The sequence below is a fragment of the Burkholderia sp. NFPP32 genome (assembly GCF_900119325.1).
GTDB lineage: Bacteria > Pseudomonadota > Gammaproteobacteria > Burkholderiales > Burkholderiaceae > Burkholderia > Burkholderia pyrrocinia_C.
In genome coordinates, this window is the sequence record NZ_FPJP01000003.1 from 244961 (window position 1) to 261909 (window position 16949).

Genomic DNA, 16949 nt, shown 5'->3' on the forward strand with positions numbered 1-16949 from the left:
GTATTGCTGAAGCGAAAGCTGAAGCGCTGCTCAGAACGCGATCGGATACGGCGCGAGCTCGCCGCTCTCGTAGCGTTGCGGCAGGTCCGGCGTCGCGTTTTCCCAGACCAGCAGCATCGAACGCTTCGTCGAATAGCCCTGGTGCCGGATGTCGGCGGGCATCGCGCAAATGTCGCCTGCGCGCATCGTGACGCGTGCCCGCGGTGCGCCGGTGTTCTTGTCGCCGATGTCCCACACGATTTCGTCGGACAGTTGCAGGAACCATTCGACGCGGTCGTTGCCGTGGAAGACCGGCAGGATGAATTCCTCGGTGGTCGGGCAAAACAGGCTGCGCCCGCACACCGACGTGACCGACGGATTCCACGTCACGTCCGAGCGCGACAGGTACTTGAACAGGTTGAACGCGTGCAGCTCGCCTTCGAAGCCCGGCTCGACATGCACTTCCGGCTCGTCCTGCGCGACGTCGAGAAACGCGCGGTTGACCGGCAGCTCGTCGCGCAGCGGCGAATCGCCTTCGAGGCCCGGCATGCGGCGCGTCGCGATACGCGTGCGCTCGATTGCCGAGCCGTTGTCGCCGTGCTTGCGCCCGAATGCCGTGCCCGTTTCCTCGGGCGCCGCGAACGGGTCGAATCCTTCGTTCGTCCAGTCGTGCAGCATCGCCTTGAAGGTCGCCATGATCGTCGGCGTTTCGAAGGTCTCGGTGTAGTCGACCCCGGCGTCTTTCAGGATGCCGTTGAAGGTGCCCGCATACATGTCCACCTTGCCGTAGTGATTGCGCGTGCCGAACACGTGATCGAAATTCACCCAGCCGTAGAAGAAGCCCCATGCCACGTCGCGCATCATCGCGCGCAGGAACGCGTCGGCCGGCATCGCATGCGTGCGGGTCTGGCCTTTCGCGGGCCAGCTGATCTTCACGAAATACTCATCGCGCTGAAACGCGAACTCGCCGAGCTGGAAGCAGCGGTAGCCGGTAACGGCATCGGCTTCCGTGGCTCGCACCAGATCGGCGGCAAAACCGGCGGAGGGATCGAGGGTCTCGAGGGTGGCCATAACGTGTCTCCTGGAATAGTCGAATGTGTGCGGTCGCAACGGTCAGTGCAGGCAGATATCGGCCCACTTCTCGACGGACAGCTCGCCGAGCACGGTCTGTACGAGCGCGACGCCCGGCTTGCCGGCAACGAAGCGATACGCACAGCCGGCCGGCAGCAGCGCTTGATGTCCCTTGCGCAGGACGACGTACCCCATCTTGCGGCCGGCCGGCTGTGCACCGGCGCTGACGGTGCCGCGGCCCGAAGTCGGCGGCGTGTCGAGCTTGATGAATTCGATCCGGACTTCGCCGTCCATCTGGATCGTGAACTCGTCATGGGCGCACGCGAACCAGGGCGACTGGCCCTCGGTCCTCAACACTTCGATCACGTATTCGAGATTCTTGCCGGCGACGACCTTTTCGTAAGGGGCCGACTTCGATGCCACCTCGAAGACGTTCGAGAAGGCATAGTGCTGGGCGCTGCCGCTGGTGATTTCGATCTCGCCCTTCCTGTAGCTGTCGAGCGAGCCAAAGACGGTGTGGAATGCCGCGTCGGTCATTGCTGTCTCCTGAGTTGAACTGCTTGTTGGATTCAACTCTAGGGGCAAGAGACAGCGGCAACAAGGCAACGGATGGCGATTACGGCATTTGCGTTTCGCGAATAATCGCGCGGGTCACCGCACCCAGCCACGCTCCAGAAGCGGAAGATCCCAAGGGGGCTCGTCGCCGATGTATTCGGCGAGGAATTCGACCAGCGCCTTCACCTTCAACGCCTGTCGCTGCGTTGCGGGATAGACGGCGGCAAAGCTCAGCGGCGCGAGCTGGTAGTCGGTCAGGATCGGCACCAGCCGCCCCGCGACGAGCGCGTCGCTTGCCACGAGCGTCGGCAGGCAAACGACGCCGCCGCCTGTCAGCGCGCACTCGCGCAGCAGGTGAACGGAGTTCGAGCGAATCATGCCCGGCAGCTCCATTTCGACGACCTCGTCGTCGCGCGTCATCGTCCAGCGATTGCGCGACGGATAACCCGAATACAGCGCGGTGGTGTGCTGCAGCAAATCGCGCGGATGTTGTGGCGCACCATGCGCTTCGAGGTAAGCGGGCGACGCGCAAAAGAGACGCCTGACCGTGAACAGCCGCCGCTCGATCAGCGATTCGGAAATCGGCGGAAATATCTGGAACGCGATGTCGAACCCTTCTTCGACGGGGTCGACGACGCGATCATTGACGATGACGTCGAGCTGGATGCCCGGGTAGCGCCGATTGAATTCGACCAGCGGCGCGCCGAAGTGATCGAGCGCGAAACCGGGCAGCATCTGGATGCGCAGCCGCCCGGTCGGCGTGGCGCGAAGCTCGCGCATCTGGTCCGTCAACTCGTTGACGCGCCCCACCACCTCCGCGCACTCGCGATAGAACGCCTCGCCCACTTCGGACAGGCGCACGTGGCGCGTGCTGCGATGGAACAGCGGCGCATTGACGAACTTCTCCAGTTGCTGGATGCGGTTCGTCACGACCGAACTCGTCACACCAAGCTGCCGCGCCGCCTCGGCGAAGCTGCTCGCCTCCGCGACTCTTACGAATGCCTCGATGCTCAGGAACCGGTCCATACCGCGCCCTTTTTTCGACAGCGAAACCGGCAGTCTACCCGCGCCGGGCAACGGGCTGTGTCATGCGAAAAGCGTCACTGTGTCGCCGAATCGATGTCAATCGCGGAGCGGAGCGCACCGCCACCGGCGTTCGCCGGTGCACCCGCTCAGGCATTACCTCGGCTGCTTTCCAGCCGCCAGCTCCGGTTGAACGACCACGCGACGCTGCAGCACGGCGGGCGCGGTTTCCTTCAACAGCATGCTGACCACGATGCCCAGCATGACCGCGCACATCGGCAACCACAGAATGTTCTGGATGCCGAAGTGTGCAGCGACGTAGCCGCCCATCGCCGGCGCGATGCCGCCGCCGAAGATCTCGCCGACGCCGACCACCACGCCGATCGACGTCGACACGAGACCGACGGGCGCAGCCTCGGTCGCGACCGGGCCGGACAGCAGCGACACTAGCCCGAGCGTGAAGAACGACGCGACGAACAGGACACCGAACAACGCGAGCGGCTGCGGGCCGAGACCGCGGAAGATATAGAGCATCACGGCCGTTCCCGCGAAGCCGACGATACTCGCGAGGCGGCGGCCGACCAGGTCGGAGAGGCCGGGCAAACCGAACTGCCCGAGAAAGCCGCCGAAGCCGATCGCCGACACCACGAGGCCCATCTTCTGCGTGCCGAGCGACAGGTAATCCGTCAGGTACAGCGGCAGCAGCGCGCCGAGCACGAAGACACCGGTCATCGCGCAGCACAGTGCGGCCATCGCGACGAGGATGTTGCGGCTCTTGAGCACGTGGCCGAGCGAAGCCGGCGCGTGTTCCGACGCGACCGCCTTCACGACCTTCGGCTCACGGATGACGAAGAACATGATCGCGCCGAGGATCAAGCCGGGAATCGCCACCAGCGCAAAGACCCAGCGCCACGACACGAAGCCGAGCAACTGGGTGGCGATGATCGGCGACAGCGCCAGGCCGAACAGCGCGAAGCCGCTTTGTTGCAGGCCGAGATTCAGGCCGCGCCGCCGCGGATGCGACGCGTCGGCCGTCGCCGCGAAACTCGTCGGGCAGAACGAGCCCTCCGCGACGCCCATCAGCCCGCGAATCGCCATCAGCCCGAGCAGGCCGCCCGCGAGCCCCGAAAAACCCGACAGCAGCGAGAACGCGATGATGGCGGGAATGAGCACCTTCCTGCGGCCGATCTTGTCCGAGATGCCGCCCATCAGCGCCGCGAATACGCCCCACGACAGGCCGAGCACGCCGATGCAGTTGCCGACGTCCTGCGCGGTCAGGTTGAGGTCCTTCATGATCGAAGGGAACAGCGGCGCGATGAGCCAGCGGTCGAGGCCGACCAGCCCGAAGCCGAGCGCCAGCAGCGTCACCGCCTTCCACTCATAGGAGGTATCCCACTCGTTTGCTTTCATATCCGTCTCCGAGGACGCTGGTTCGCCTGCGCGCGCCGCAGCGCCTGCGCATGAGCCAGGTCCGATGTTTTTCGTGTGGTGTGCGATGTGAATCGCGACGAAGCGCCGGCTGCCTTTCCGGTTCGACGCATCGAATCCAGCCAGCCGACGCCACCACGATAGGTGCACGGCCGCGGATCGGGTATGGAACAACCGGCGAACGCGCCATTCGCGAAATGCAAATAATCGGGCGCAAGGGGGCGGGAAGTGTCTGCGGGGAAGCATCGGGCGAATCGCCGCAGCGGCTGAATAGTGCTGACGACCGCGTCACGGGGGAATCCCTCATAGACATCGAGACAGCCGCGAGCAGCCCGGCCCGGGCCATCAAGAAATCAATTCCCCCATTCCACCTCGGAGGAAAATGTTATTCCATATCGAGCGGGTTTCCCAAGCAATTTTGGATTCTTTTTCCCTCCTGTCCCCCGTATCATTTCTCCCATTCCGAAAGAGAAAGACCAAGAGAAGGACATGAGCGATACCACCACGCTGCACTACCTCGACTACGCGGCAACGACGCCCGCGGATCCCCGCGTGATCGAAGCGATGACGGCCTGCCTCGGCTTCGACGGCATCTTCGGCAATCCCGCATCGAGTTCGCATGCCGCCGGCCGGCTGGCGCGTGAGCAGGTCGAGCGCGCACGCGCGCAAGTCGCCGCGCTGATCGGCGCGGATGCCGACGAGATCGTCTGGACGTCGGGTGCCACCGAATCGAACAACCTCGCGTTGAAGGGCTATGCGGAAACCGCGACCGACAAGCACCACCTGATCACGAGCCGCCTCGAGCACAAGGCCATTCTCGACACGATGGCGAACCTGTCGAAGCGCGGGATGTCGGTCACCTTCCTGACGCCCACGCGCGACGGCGAAATCACCGCCGACGCGGTCGCCGCGGCGATCGGCCCCGACACCGGCCTCGTGTCGCTGATGCTCGTGAACAACGAGATCGGCACGCTGACCGACATCGCCGCGATCGCGCGCATCGTGCACGCCGCGGGCGCGCTGCTGCACGTCGACGCCGCGCAAGCGCTCGGCAAGACGCCGATCGACGTGCGCGCGCTCGGCATCGACATGATGTCGATGTCGGCCCACAAGGTGTACGGCCCCAAGGGCATCGGCGCGCTGTTCGTACGCCGCGACATCGCGGACCGGATCGCTCCGCAAATTCATGGCGGCGGACACGAGCGCGGGTTGCGCTCGGGCACGCTCGCAACGCATCAGATCGTCGGCATGGGCGTCGCGTGCGAACTGGCCGCTGAAAAACTCGGCGGCGAAGCCACGCGGATCGCGGCGCTCGGCGCACGCCTGACGGACGCGCTGCTCGCGCTCGGCGATGTCACGCAGAACGCCGCTGCCGCGCGCCGCATCCCGCACACGCTGAGCCTGACGGTGAATGCGCCGGGCTTTTTCCCGTTCATGCTCGGCGAAGCGCTCGCCGTGTCGTCTACATCCGCATGCAACTCGACCAGCGGCGCACCGTCCCACGTGCTGACCGCGATCGGCCTCGACGCGGAAACTGCCGGCCGCACCGTGCGCGTGAGCTTCGGTCGCTTTACGACGGAGCAGGACGTCGATTTCGCGATCGCCTGTTTCCGGAAAGCAATCGAGCAATGTCGCGCGACGGCTGCGAACGGGTTTTCCGCTTCGCGGCAGATCACGCCGGCCGACCTGAAAGCGATCCGGAATGCAGGTTTCCGCTCGGTCATCTGCAACCGTCCGGACGGCGAAGGCGACGATCAACCTGCGTTCGACGAGATCGCAGCAGCAGCCCGCGAACTGGGCCTCGAAGCGCGCTACCTGCCCGTCGAGCGCGATCGCATCGGCGACGCTGAGGTCGATGCATTCGGTGCGTTGGTCGATTCGCTGCAAAAGCCGGTGCTCGCGTATTGTCGAAGCGGGAGCCGGTCAGGAATGCTGTGGAATCGTTTGTCGAGCCGGCGTACGGCCTGACGCGGAACACTGCCCGAACACGCCGCCGCACCACCCGCCTTCGCACGCAAAGGATGCCGATGCGTTGATGCGTCGCCGGGTGGTGGCGCCGGGCAACCCATCAAGCCTCGGCGACCCGGCCGACGACTGCCGTTGCATGACCCGCCGGCAATCCTGTCGCTCGCGCGCCCCTATTCGCCGACGCCCCCGTCGCCACTCACCGGCGAATAAATCGCCAGCTTCAACGCGGGATCGTCGTTCGCCTGGAACGTCGCGTATTCATAACGCTGCGTGCCGCGTTGCGCATGCACGAGCACCTTCTGGCCCGACGCCCCGCTGCGCACATCATGCGCACCCCACCATTGCGCAAACTCATCGCTGCTCGCGCGCAGGCGCTCCACCAGCGCAATGAACGCCGGATCGTTCGCATGGAGATCATGGTTCGTGCGAAACAGCGCGATCATCCGGTGCGCTTCGTCGTTCCAACTCTCGGCGAAGAGGCGGCGCGCGTGCGGATCGACGAACATGTAGACCAGAATGTTGCGATCGGCTTCCGCGAGCCGATCGAAGCCGAGCAGCTCGGCTGCCGCGGCATTCCACGCGAGGATGTCCCAGCGCCGCCCGGTAACGTACGCAGGCAGGTGAAGATTCGCAACGAGCCGCGCGATGGCGGGCGGCACACTCTCCGGCACGAACGCACGCGACGGGTCGCGCCGCGCGAGCGCGCGCAGATGGGCGGCCTCGGCCTTGTCCAGTCGCAATGCGCGTGCCAGCGCATCGAGCGTCGCGTCCGACGGGCTGACGTCGCGCCCCTGCTCGAGCCGCACATACCAGTCGACACCGATACCCGCCAGTTCCGCGACTTCCTCGCGCCTCAGGCCGGGCGTGCGCCGGCGCGGGCCGTCGTGCAGGCCGACGGCATCCGGCCGCAGCTTCTTGCGCCGCGAGCGCAGAAAATCGCCGAACGGGGTTCGCGTCGTAACGGTCATCGAGGTCGCTCCGTGCAGGGTGGTATCGGGGAATCCTGGGCTCGTGCCGGGCCTTGTTGCGGATTCTAAGCCTGCCAGAATCGGCTCGTCCCCCACCCTCCGGAACAGTCATGAAAGCTGCGATTCTGAAGTCGCTCGGCATGCCGCTCGCAATCGAAACGATGCCGGACCCCGTGCTCGGCACCGGCGAGGTCATCGTGGATGTCGTCGCGACGCCGGTGCTGCCCTATGCGCAGGAAGTGTTCAGCGGCGAGCGTCAGTACCCGATCGAACTGCCGATGGTGCCCGGCTGCGGCGCAATCGGCCGGGTCCGGCAAACCGGCCCCGACGCGACGAAGTTGCAACGTGGCGACTGGGTGTTCTGCGATCCGACCGTGCGTTCGCGCGACGATGCGCTGATGCCCGACATCGTGCTGCAGGGCTGGAGCGCGCGCGGCGAAGGCGGCAAGCAATTGCAGCGCCATTTCCACGACGGACCGTTCGCCGAACGACTGCGGGTGCCGACCGAGAACGCCGTGCGCATCGGCGACATCCCGCCGGCCGACGCCGCACGCTGGTGCGCGCTCAATACGCTGCTCGTGCCGTACGGCGGGTTGCTCGCGTCCAATCTGCGCGCGGGCGAGATCGTGCTCGTCAGCGGCGCGACCGGCAACTTCGGCAGCGCAGGCATCGCGGTGGCGCTGGCGATGGGCGCGCGGTGCGTGGTCGCGCCCGGCCGCAATGCGCGCGCGCTCGCGGATCTCGAGCGCCGCTTCGGCGAACGCGTGCGCACCGTCGCGCGGACCGGCGACGAAGCCGCGGATCGCGCACGCATGCAGCAGGCGGCGCCGGGGCCGATCGACTGCGTGATCGACCTGATGCCGCCGTCGGTGCCCGCGACGACGGTGCGTGCCGCGGTAATGGCGGTGCGCCCGTACGGGCGCGTGGTGCTGATGGGCGGCGTAGGCATGCTCGGCGGTGCGGGGCTCGAGCTGCCGTATCCGTGGCTCATGCGTAACGACATCACGCTGCGCGGCAAGTGGATGTGCCCGACGGAAGCCGTGACACTGATGACGGGGCTCGTCCGCGGCGGGCTGCTCGACCTCGCGCATTTCGACGTGACGGTCTTCGCGCTCGACGATGCGAACGAAGCGGTCGCACATGCGGCGGCGAACGGCGGGCCGTTCAGGATGACCGTGATCGCACCTTGAGCCCGGCGCGTGGTGCTCGGGCGAGCGATCGTTGCGGCGTGCGATTCGACGGAAGGCGCGCGGCACGCTCTGCGCGAGTTTCCGCCCGCGAAGGCCTGGCTCATCGACCGGGAGATCATTCCGCGCGGGGCTTTCCTCGGTCGGGAGGCGTTGTTGCGGCGGGCGATGCACGAATTCCGCCCGCTCAGCGCGCGCCCGGCACCGCACGCTGCAGCAGCTACCTCGGATACTCCAGTTGCAGCGCGACCCAGCCTGACGTCGCGTCGCCGTAGCGTGCCGCGATGTCCGCGAGGACGCCGGGAAGCACCGCTTCGCCACGCCGATCGTCCGGAATCGTCACGCGCTCGTGCCGGACATTCGCCGGCTGCGTCAGCAACCGCAGCCCGTGCTTCGACTCGATCACGCGCGCATCCGACGCCGCGACAACATCGCTGCGCCATGTCCGCGCCCAGGCGTCGGCGGTCAACGCAACCGAAAGTTCGTCAAACCCGTTCCCGACCGGAAGATCGAACGTCTCATGCCGCCAGAACGCAACGCGGTTCATCAGCGCGGTCGTCACCGCACGCGCGGTCAACACGAACCGGCTACCGTCGTGAACATCGCTCCAAGCCTGCGCGCCGACGCTCCGCGCTGCCTCGTGCGCCGCTGCCGGCCCGAGCAGCGCACTCACCAACGCAAGCGAAGCGGGAATCGACGCCGACACGCCGGTCGTCGTCATTACGTTGCCGTCCATCACATAACGACGATCGTCGACCCACATCGTATCGGCGAAACGGCGACGCAGGCGGTCGCGCGAATACCAGTGAGACGTCGCGGTGCGATGCCGCAGCAGGCCGGCGTTCGCGAGAACCTCTGCGCCGTCGCAGATCGCCACCATCGTCGCGCCGGCGGCGGCCTGCTTGCGCAGCCACGCCAGCACCGCCGGCCGGTCGGCACGATGTATCGCGGGCACGATCACGACATCCGCACCCGAGGGGACGGCGGCGTCGAACCGATCGAACGTGGTATCGGCCAGCATGCGTAGCGCGGGCATCAATTCGACGGCGCCTTCGTCGGCCGACACGGCAACCACATCGGCCGCACCGGACGTCTTCAGAATCGCGTAAGGCACGATGAAATCGGTCGTCTCCGTTCCGGCGTTGTCCGCGACGATCGCAACGAGAGGCCGCCTGCGGCCCTCCTTCGGCGCGCTTGTCGTCAGTGTTCGTACGACCGGCAGCGTGTCCTCCGCCATCGTCTGCACCGGCCGCCCCAGCGCCCATGCGCCAAGCACCCCGCATACGAGCAGCACCGCTGCCGGGCGCGTCGCCCAGCTTGTTTTCCGTTCCCGCATCGCCCACCCGCGTCAATCGATTGCACGTCCGGAAAATTACAAGGATCATGCTCGCGGTCACAAGGACAACTCCACCGCACTTTCTGCCATGTCACAGTCAACCGGTTCGGCACGCGACATCGTTGTCGTCGGCTTCGAAGGCGTCCAGTCGCTCGACATCACGGGCCCGATGGAAGTGTTCGCGGTCGCGAACCGTCACCTTCCCGGCCATGCCGTGCCGTACCGGCTCACGCTCGCATCGCAAGACGGGGACGACATCGTCACGCACGCGGGCCTGCGCCTGGCCGGTGCGACCGCACTTGCGGCGCTGCCCGGTCGTATCGACACGATCATCGTCGCCGGCGGCAACGAAGCGGCGCTGCGACGCGCTGCATCGGATGCGGGCGTGCTGCCGTGGCTGCGCACGCGGATCGCGAGCACGCGGCGAATCGCGAGCATCTGCACGGGCGCGTTCGTGCTCGCCGCGGGCGGATGGCTGGACGGCAAACGTGCGACCACGCACTGGAACCAATGTTCGACGCTACAGGCACTGTGTCCCGAAGTGCGGGTCGAGCCGGATGCGATCTACGTGAGCGACCCGCCGTTCCATACCTCGGCCGGTGTGACGGCCGGCATCGACCTGTGTCTTGCACTCGTCGAGGCGGACTGCGGTGCGCCGACCGCGCTCGCGGTCGCACGCGAGCTCGTGCTGTTCATGCACCGTCCCGGCGGACAAGCGCAGTTCAGCGTCGGGCTCGACATCCAGGCAAGCGCGACGCCGCGCATGCGCTCGCTGCTCGCCGACATCGCCGACGATCCGACCGGCGATCTTGGCGTAACCGCGCTGGCCACCCGCATGCACATGAGCGAACGGACGTTTGCGCGCAATTTCTTCAAGGAGACCGGGCTCTCGCCCGCGCAATACGTGCTGGCGGCGCGGGTCGAGCGCGCCAAGGTGCTACTGGAGCGCGCCGACTGGCCACTCGAGCGGATAGCGGAACGTTCGGGATTCGGCAGCGTGGACGCGTTGCAACGTGCGTTCGCGAAACGGGTCGGCACATCGCCGCGCGACTATCGCGCGCGCTTCGGGCGGCGACGCGACAAGCGACAGACAGAATAGGCCGCCAACGGTTTCGGCATCCGTAGCGATCGAGCCGCGATCACGCCACGCCGGGAGGCCGCTTGTTCTGCCGCTACTGCATTTCGACACATGCGGGGCTTCCGTGCTTCATCCGGCATTCAGGACGAGAAAAGAACGGGCAGGCACGCCCTCAAACAGTGCACGCGTCCGGATTTTCACTAAATTGCCGAAATCCGATATTGCCCGGAAATTTGGTTTCATACCGTTCACGCATCGGACCGGAACGCGACCGCCGTTCAACCGCGGCAGCGCGTGCCGCCGACGAATTCCAGGAGCGGGCCGTCATACAAGGCCCGGGCGGCGATGACAGTCCTGCCACGCAGGACATTCGTGACGGAGCGAACATGGACGCAAAACTCGCGCCTGATTCAGGCAACGACAGTGACGTAAGCCTCCTGCACAAGATGGGCTATGCGCAGGAACTGTCGAGACGTATGAGCGGTTTCTCGAACTTCGCCGTGTCGTTTTCGGTGATCTGCATCCTGTCGGGCGGCATTACCGCGTTCCAGCTCGCGTTTTCCGCCACCGGCGGCGCATCGATCGGCCTGGGCTGGCCGTTGGGTTCGCTGTTCGCGCTGATCGTCGCCGTGTCGATGTCGCAGATCGCATCCGCGTTCCCGACGGCGGGCGGCCTCTATCACTGGGGGGCGATCCTCGGCGGGAAGAAATGGGGGTGGATGACGGCGTGGCTCAACCTCATCGGCCTCATCTTCGTGATCGCCGCGATCAACTTCGGCACCTACGATCCGTTCTTCAAGACGCTGATCGCGCCGATGTTCGGCGTCAGTCCGGACAGCCTGACCTGGTGGCATCAAACGGCGTTCATCACGTTCATCACGATCTCGCAAGCCATCCTGAACGCACGCGGCATCAGGATCGCAAGCAGGATCACCGACCTGTCGGGCTATCTGATTTTCGTGGTGACGATCGCGCTGGTCGTTTCGCTGCTCTACTACTCGCCTGTCGCGTTCGATGCGCATCGGCTGGTCACCTTCACCAATTTCACCGGTGTCGACGGCGGTGCGTGGCCGAAGCAGGCCACGCCGCTCGCGTTCCTGTCGGGCCTGCTGCTGGTGACCTACACCATCACCGGCTTCGACGCTTCCGCGCATACGTCGGAAGAGACCCACGATGCGGCCAAAAACGTGCCGCGCGGCATCATCGGGTCGGTGTTCTGGTCCGCGATCTTCGGCTACGTGATGGTGTGTGCGTTCGTGCTGGTGATGCCCGACCTGACCGCCAGCATGAAACAGGGCACCGGCTTTTTCGAAGCGATACTCGCGCCGATTCCGAAGACCTTGCGCGTCTGCCTCGAACTCGCGATGTTCTTCATCAACTACGTGTGCGGGCTCGCCGCGATCATGTCGACGTCGCGAATGGTTTATGCGTTCGCACGCGACGGCGGGCTGCCGGCGTCGAAACTGCTGCGCAGCGTGAATCACACGCACCGGACGCCCGGGCCCGCGATCTGGACGTGTGCGGTGCTTGCGATCGTCGTCACGTTGTATGGCGATGCGTTCTCGGTGCTGAGTGCCGGAAGCGCCGTGTTCCTGTTCATCTCCTATGCGATGCCGCTCGGCTCGGGGATGCTGGCCGAAGGCCGCACGTGGACCGAAAAAGGTCCGTTCCAGCTGGGCATCTGGTCGAAGCCGTGTGCGTTGCTCGCGCTGGTCGGCGCCTGTGTGCTTGCGTATGTCGGCATCCAGCCGCCGAATGAAAAGGTGCTCTACGTGCTCGTCGGTTTCGTGGCGGCGCTCATGGTGATCTGGTACGGCTTCGGGGTGCGCAATACCTTCGCGGGGCCGCCGGTGCTGAAGGACACGCGCAACCTCGAGCGCATCCGCGAACTCGAGGCGAACGTCGATCCGTCCGTCTGAAGCCCGTTGAAACACGCTGAAACCGCCGACTCGCCGGTGTCATGCCGCGAGTCGGCGTTTTTCGACATCGATGCGGAACGACCTTGATTCGGCAATCCAACCCTTCAGACCGTCGAACTCTCGACTGACGATCATGCCCGTGATCTTCGCGAGGGTCGCGTTGCCAGTCACGACAGTCCTCGCGTGCAACCAGCGCACCGACCACGCGGCCGCCGATGATCCGGGCGGCCGCGCCGGTTCGTCACGCCCCCCACTATTCCCCGCCGCCGTAGAACTGGTTCATCCGATCGAGCTCGCCCGACTTCTGCGCGCGAATCAGTTCCTGCTTCACCTGAGCGCGCGTGATCGCCGCGGGGCCGCCCGCCTGTGACCCGGCACTGGGCATGGAGCCCACCGCGGTGGCGCTGATCGCCGCATCCGAGGGCGTGCCGGGACTCGCGTCGGCTCCGCCGTCCGCCCGGGCAAGCCCGGCCGCACCCAGCATGCAAACGGCGGCCAGTGCCGCCTTGTACATCGTCTTCATCGTGGCACCTCATATGAAAAGAGATTGCGACTCATACAGCGGGGACGGGGCCGATGTCCATCCGCGCGATTCGACACACCTCGCCGATGCGACACCATCGGCCGTGACGGCATGCATCGCTCGTCGCGAATCGCGAGCAATCTGCCGCGCCGCTCCAGTCATCGGCCGGCCTCGCACGTTCGAGGTTCTATCGAGCGACCTTCGCGTCCTCCTGTAACGTTCCCCGGACCAGTGCATTCGCATGCGAATGCACAACATTGCCTCACAGCAGCTAGCGCGTGCTCTTGCCTGCGCGTCGTGCCGCAACGCGAATCGAACGTTCCTGCGGCGCGCGCCCGCGATCGGGCAAATCTCGCGCTTCGAGCCACCGCGCACCGGGCGGGGCAACCGGCAGGAATGGATTAATGATAGGGATCGGCCTGCCGGTTTAACGCCCCCTGACGAGGGGGCAATTGTGGAATTCGTCGACATGCCGACCTAAACTGGACACCGTATGCGCAAGGTGCACGCGGCCCTCGTTCGACGCGGTCGCGTGCAAGCCCGTCGTAGCTCCAGGGGCGCACCATGTCCGACAAGTATGTCGCGCTAGCGGGCCACATCCGGCGACTGTGTTCGTTCGGCATCGAACCGCGCCTCGTCATTCCTCATGTGGTTGAAGCGACGCGGCGCATCGTGGGCGCCGACTGGGGCATGTTCTTCTATACCGACGAGCACTATGCGGTGTCGGATGTGTACAGCGAAAACGACACCGTCTATCAAGTCCTGCCCACCTACTTTGCCGAAGTCCACAACACCGAAAAACAGGAAGTGCTCGGCGTCACGTTCTCCGATGCAATGCGCCGCGGCCGCGGATTCGAAAACAGCGCCCGTTACGACGCCGCGCTGCTGAAGAGTGCCATGTATGCGCAGCTGTGGCGGCCGGTTGGCATGCGGCATTGTCTCGAGCTGACGGCGACCGATGGCACCCGCGGCTGGGGAAGCCTGAAACTGTGCCGCGCACCCGGCGGCCACCCGTTCTCGGAAAAGAATCATCGGGACATCGCGCCCTTCGCGCGACATATCGCGCATGCGCTTTCGTGCCCGATACATCCGCCGTCGCGTGAAGCGGAAGGCAGCCAGTCGGCGATCATGGTCATCGACAACACCGGGAAGGTCTTGCTGCAGAGTGAGGACAGCATAAGAATGCTGGCGCTCGCATCCGGCGAACCGCTTGCGTTCTATCGTCGCGGCTGCTTTCCGAACTGGCTTGCGCCGCTGCTGACGAACGTCAATCGCATCTGGTGCGGCCTCCCGGTGGCTCCCGCCACGATGGAACGCCGCAATGCAGCCGGCCGCTTCCGATTCAACGCGTATCGCTTTGCGCACGCGAGCGCGATGCACTGCGAGCAGGCGATCGTGATCTACATCGAGCATTTCCTCCCGCACGAACTGGAAATCGAGCGGCTCGGCTTCGAGTTCGGTCTGACGGAACGACAACGGCAGCTCTGTTCGCTACTCGTCCTCGGCCACTCGCAAACCGCAATCGCGCGCTCCCTCGCGCTGCGCGACAGCACCGTCGTCGATCATGTTCGAAAGATCTATCGCAAGCTCAACGTCCACAACCACGACGAATTGCGCAGCGTCTTTCGCGTTGGCCGGCACGATTAGCGTCGCATGCCGTGTCGCGTCGAAAGCGCAGTCACCACCGGACGGCACGGCACCTTCTCGCCCTGATATCGCCCGGCATCATCGAGTCAGACGGCCGAAAAGCAGTTGTCGACGAACAGATGGGTGCCGTTGACGAAACTCGACTCGTCGGACGCCAGGAACAGCGCGGCCGCCGCGACCTCCGACGGCTCGCACAGCCGACCCTGCTGAATCGCGATCGCCGCCTCGGTCGCGTCGCCCCCCATCGCCTGCAGGTCCTTGAGTTCGCGCATCCCATGCGGCGTACGGATGAACCCAGGTGCCAGCGCGTTGCAACGAATCCCGCGGTCGCGGTACTCGACGGCAATAGCCCGCGCGAACATGTGGCACGCCCCCTTGGTCGCGTCGTAAAGCACTTCGCCCGGCGTCGCGCAGACCGCGGAAATCGACGACGTACACACGATGCTGCCCCGCCCCTTCTCGAGCATCTGCGGCAGCACCGCCTTCGTCATCAGGAACATGCTCTTGACGTTCACGCCCATCAGCCAGTCCCATTCCGATTCTTCGATGTCGAGGAACGGTTTGACGATCAGCGTCCCGGCGTGATTGAACAGGATGTCCGCATTGCCGTACTGCTCCCGCGCCGCATCGACGGCCTGCCTGACCTCCGCCTGTTTCGACACGTCGGCGCCGAGGCCGATCGCCTGCAGGCCGGCATCGCGCAGCCTGGACGCGAGCGCTTCGGCGGCGTCGCCGTCCCGGTCGACGATCGCAACCTTCGCGCCCTGTGCGGCGAACAGTTCGGACGCAGCAGCGCCGCACCCGCCGGCGCCGCCGCTCACGATGGCGACCTTGCCGGCCAGGCGGCCGTCAATCTTGACATTCATTCTTCGTTCTCCTGTCTGGTTCGATCGTCGCGCTCAACTGAACAGCGTCCGAAGATGATCGTTGAGGAAGTGGCCCTCGGGGTCCACGCTGCGGCGCAGTGCGCGGAATGCTTCGGCCTTGGGGAACCAGCGGTCCACGTCCTCGCGGTTCGTGAAGTGCAGCTTGCCCCAGTGCGGACGCGAGTCGTAGTCGCGCAGGATGTCGTCGACGTCCTTCAGGAACGGCCAGTAGTCGACACCGTTCGGGCCGCCCGAGCATGAAATGGTGACGCTGTCCTGGTGGTTGAACGGGCTGATCCATGCCGGATCGCCCTTCGTGAAGCGGTACTCGACCGGGAAAATGCAGTCGCGGTGCTTCGTGAGAACGAGGTCGCGGACGCGGCGCAGCGCTTCCTTGCCGTGTTGCGCGGGCACCGCGTATTCGAGTTCATGGAAGTTCGGTACATAGTGGATCGCATACACCTCGGAGCTGTATGCGATCTTCTCGTGCTCGCCTTCATGGAACGTGCGCTCGGCGGTGACGTCCATCACCTTGATCTCGCACACGTCGTAGTCCTTCTTCGAATTCGACACCTTCGCGGTGTCGGGCAGGCAGTACAGGTGGCGGCTTTCGGACGTCGGGCACCAGAAGAAGCCGAAATGGCGATGCTTCGCCGCCAGGTCGTCGTATTGCTCCATCAGCGCTTCGAAATCCTCGCGCCAGACGCGGTCGTGCAGCCAGAACGCGTCGGTCACCTGCAGCGTCATCTCCGAGACCACGCCGAACATGCCGATATTCACCTGCGTCGCATGGAGCAGGTCGAGGTCCTTCCGGTCGCTCACTTCCATGATCGAGCCGTCCGGACGCACGATGCGCATCCCGACGACCTGCGACGACAGGTTGCTCAGCGTCGTCCCCGTGCCGTGCGTGCCGGTGGCGAACGCGCCGGCGATCGCCTGCGAATCGATGTCGCCCTGGTTGACGAGCGACAGGCCGATTTCCTTCAGGTGACGCGTCACCGCATTGAGCTTGGTGCCGGCCTTCACCGTCACACGCTTGCGCGCTTCATCGACATCGACGATGCCCTGGTAGTCCTGGAGCGACAGCAGCAGGCCGCTCGTCGCCACGATCGGCGTGAACGAGTGCCCCGACCCCGAGCACCGGACGTGCTTGCCCTGGCGCGTCGCGGTGCACACCAGCTCCGCGATCTCGGCCTCGCTGGTCGGCGACGCCAGATGCGCGGCCACGCACGACTGATTGCCCACCCAGTTTCTCCAGAATCCGCCACGGGGAAGTTCCATCAACGTCTCTCCAGATAGGCACCGCGGTGCGTTGTCGGCATGGTTCGGTGAACTGCGTCGCATTCGTGCCAAAGGTAGGGCGCCGAAACGCTTTTCACTATCGGATTTCGGCAAGCGAGG

At 65.4% G+C, this 16949-nt stretch carries 15 protein-coding genes; 5 read left to right on the forward strand and 10 right to left on the reverse strand.

Annotated elements, in window-relative coordinates; translation table 11 throughout:
- Positions 1–30: 30 nt before the first annotated feature.
- From BT264_RS08110 to BT264_RS08125, 4 genes are all read right to left on the reverse strand, one after another.
- Positions 31–1050 (reverse strand): hydroxyquinol 1,2-dioxygenase, encoded by a 1020-nt coding sequence (locus BT264_RS08110; RefSeq protein ID WP_072438378.1) that lies wholly within the window; start codon positions 1048–1050, stop codon positions 31–33.
- Positions 1051–1092: 42 nt separating this feature from the next.
- The gene (locus tag BT264_RS08115) at positions 1093–1587 is read right to left on the reverse strand and encodes a cupin domain-containing protein (RefSeq protein ID WP_072438375.1); all 495 of its coding nucleotides are present in this window, start codon (positions 1585–1587) and stop codon (positions 1093–1095) included.
- Positions 1588–1701: 114 nt separating this feature from the next.
- Positions 1702–2631: a LysR family transcriptional regulator gene (locus BT264_RS08120; protein ID WP_072438373.1), complete on the reverse strand. Its 930-nt coding sequence runs from the start codon at positions 2629–2631 to the stop codon at positions 1702–1704.
- A gap of 153 nt (positions 2632–2784) precedes the next feature.
- Complete coding sequence (locus tag BT264_RS08125) at positions 2785–4038, reverse strand: MFS transporter (protein ID WP_072438370.1); 1254 nt, start codon at positions 4036–4038, stop codon at positions 2785–2787.
- Positions 4039–4545: 507 nt separating this feature from the next.
- On the opposite strand from BT264_RS08125, the gene BT264_RS08130 reads away from it, so the two are divergent.
- Entirely contained in the window at positions 4546–6024 is a 1479-nt protein-coding gene (locus BT264_RS08130) for an aminotransferase class V-fold PLP-dependent enzyme (RefSeq protein ID WP_072438368.1), read from the forward strand.
- A 170-nt stretch (positions 6025–6194) separates the two neighbouring features.
- Here BT264_RS08130 and BT264_RS08135 read toward each other — a convergent pair whose 3' ends face one another.
- The gene (locus BT264_RS08135) at positions 6195–6992 is read right to left on the reverse strand and encodes a helix-turn-helix transcriptional regulator (protein WP_072438366.1); all 798 of its coding nucleotides are present in this window, start codon (positions 6990–6992) and stop codon (positions 6195–6197) included.
- Positions 6993–7102: 110 nt separating this feature from the next.
- On the opposite strand from BT264_RS08135, the gene BT264_RS08140 reads away from it, so the two are divergent.
- Positions 7103–8182, forward strand: a complete 1080-nt coding sequence (locus BT264_RS08140) for an alcohol dehydrogenase catalytic domain-containing protein (RefSeq protein ID WP_072438364.1) — start codon at positions 7103–7105, stop codon at positions 8180–8182.
- A 217-nt stretch (positions 8183–8399) separates the two neighbouring features.
- Here the strand turns inward: BT264_RS08140 and BT264_RS08145 are convergent, their stop codons facing one another.
- On the reverse strand, positions 8400–9515 hold the full coding sequence (locus BT264_RS08145) for a DJ-1/PfpI family protein (RefSeq protein ID WP_072438362.1): 1116 nt from the start codon (positions 9513–9515) through the stop codon (positions 8400–8402).
- Between the two features lie 88 nt (positions 9516–9603).
- On the opposite strand from BT264_RS08145, the gene BT264_RS08150 reads away from it, so the two are divergent.
- Both BT264_RS08150 and BT264_RS08155 read left to right on the forward strand, forming a co-directional pair.
- Positions 9604–10614, forward strand: a complete 1011-nt coding sequence (locus BT264_RS08150) for a GlxA family transcriptional regulator (protein ID WP_072438360.1) — start codon at positions 9604–9606, stop codon at positions 10612–10614.
- Between the two features lie 365 nt (positions 10615–10979).
- A complete protein-coding gene (locus BT264_RS08155) occupies positions 10980–12512 on the forward strand; it encodes an amino acid permease (protein WP_072438358.1) in 1533 nt (510 codons plus the stop codon).
- Positions 12513–12551: 39 nt separating this feature from the next.
- Here the strand turns inward: BT264_RS08155 and BT264_RS39830 are convergent, their stop codons facing one another.
- Positions 12552–12683 (reverse strand): hypothetical protein, encoded by a 132-nt coding sequence (locus tag BT264_RS39830; protein WP_256260585.1) that lies wholly within the window; start codon positions 12681–12683, stop codon positions 12552–12554.
- Positions 12684–12765: 82 nt separating this feature from the next.
- A complete protein-coding gene (locus BT264_RS08160; protein WP_072438356.1) occupies positions 12766–13035 on the reverse strand; it encodes a DUF4148 domain-containing protein in 270 nt (89 codons plus the stop codon).
- 672 nt (positions 13036–13707) lie between these two features.
- Between BT264_RS08160 and BT264_RS08165 the strand changes: the two genes are divergently transcribed.
- Entirely contained in the window at positions 13708–14682 is a 975-nt protein-coding gene (locus tag BT264_RS08165; protein WP_256260586.1) for a helix-turn-helix transcriptional regulator, read from the forward strand.
- An 86-nt stretch (positions 14683–14768) separates the two neighbouring features.
- Here the strand turns inward: BT264_RS08165 and BT264_RS08170 are convergent, their stop codons facing one another.
- On the reverse strand, positions 14769–15548 hold the full coding sequence (locus BT264_RS08170) for an SDR family NAD(P)-dependent oxidoreductase (protein WP_072438352.1): 780 nt from the start codon (positions 15546–15548) through the stop codon (positions 14769–14771).
- Between the two features lie 33 nt (positions 15549–15581).
- Entirely contained in the window at positions 15582–16829 is a 1248-nt protein-coding gene (locus BT264_RS08175; RefSeq protein WP_072438350.1) for a D-arabinono-1,4-lactone oxidase, read from the reverse strand.
- Positions 16830–16949 lie beyond the last annotated feature (120 nt).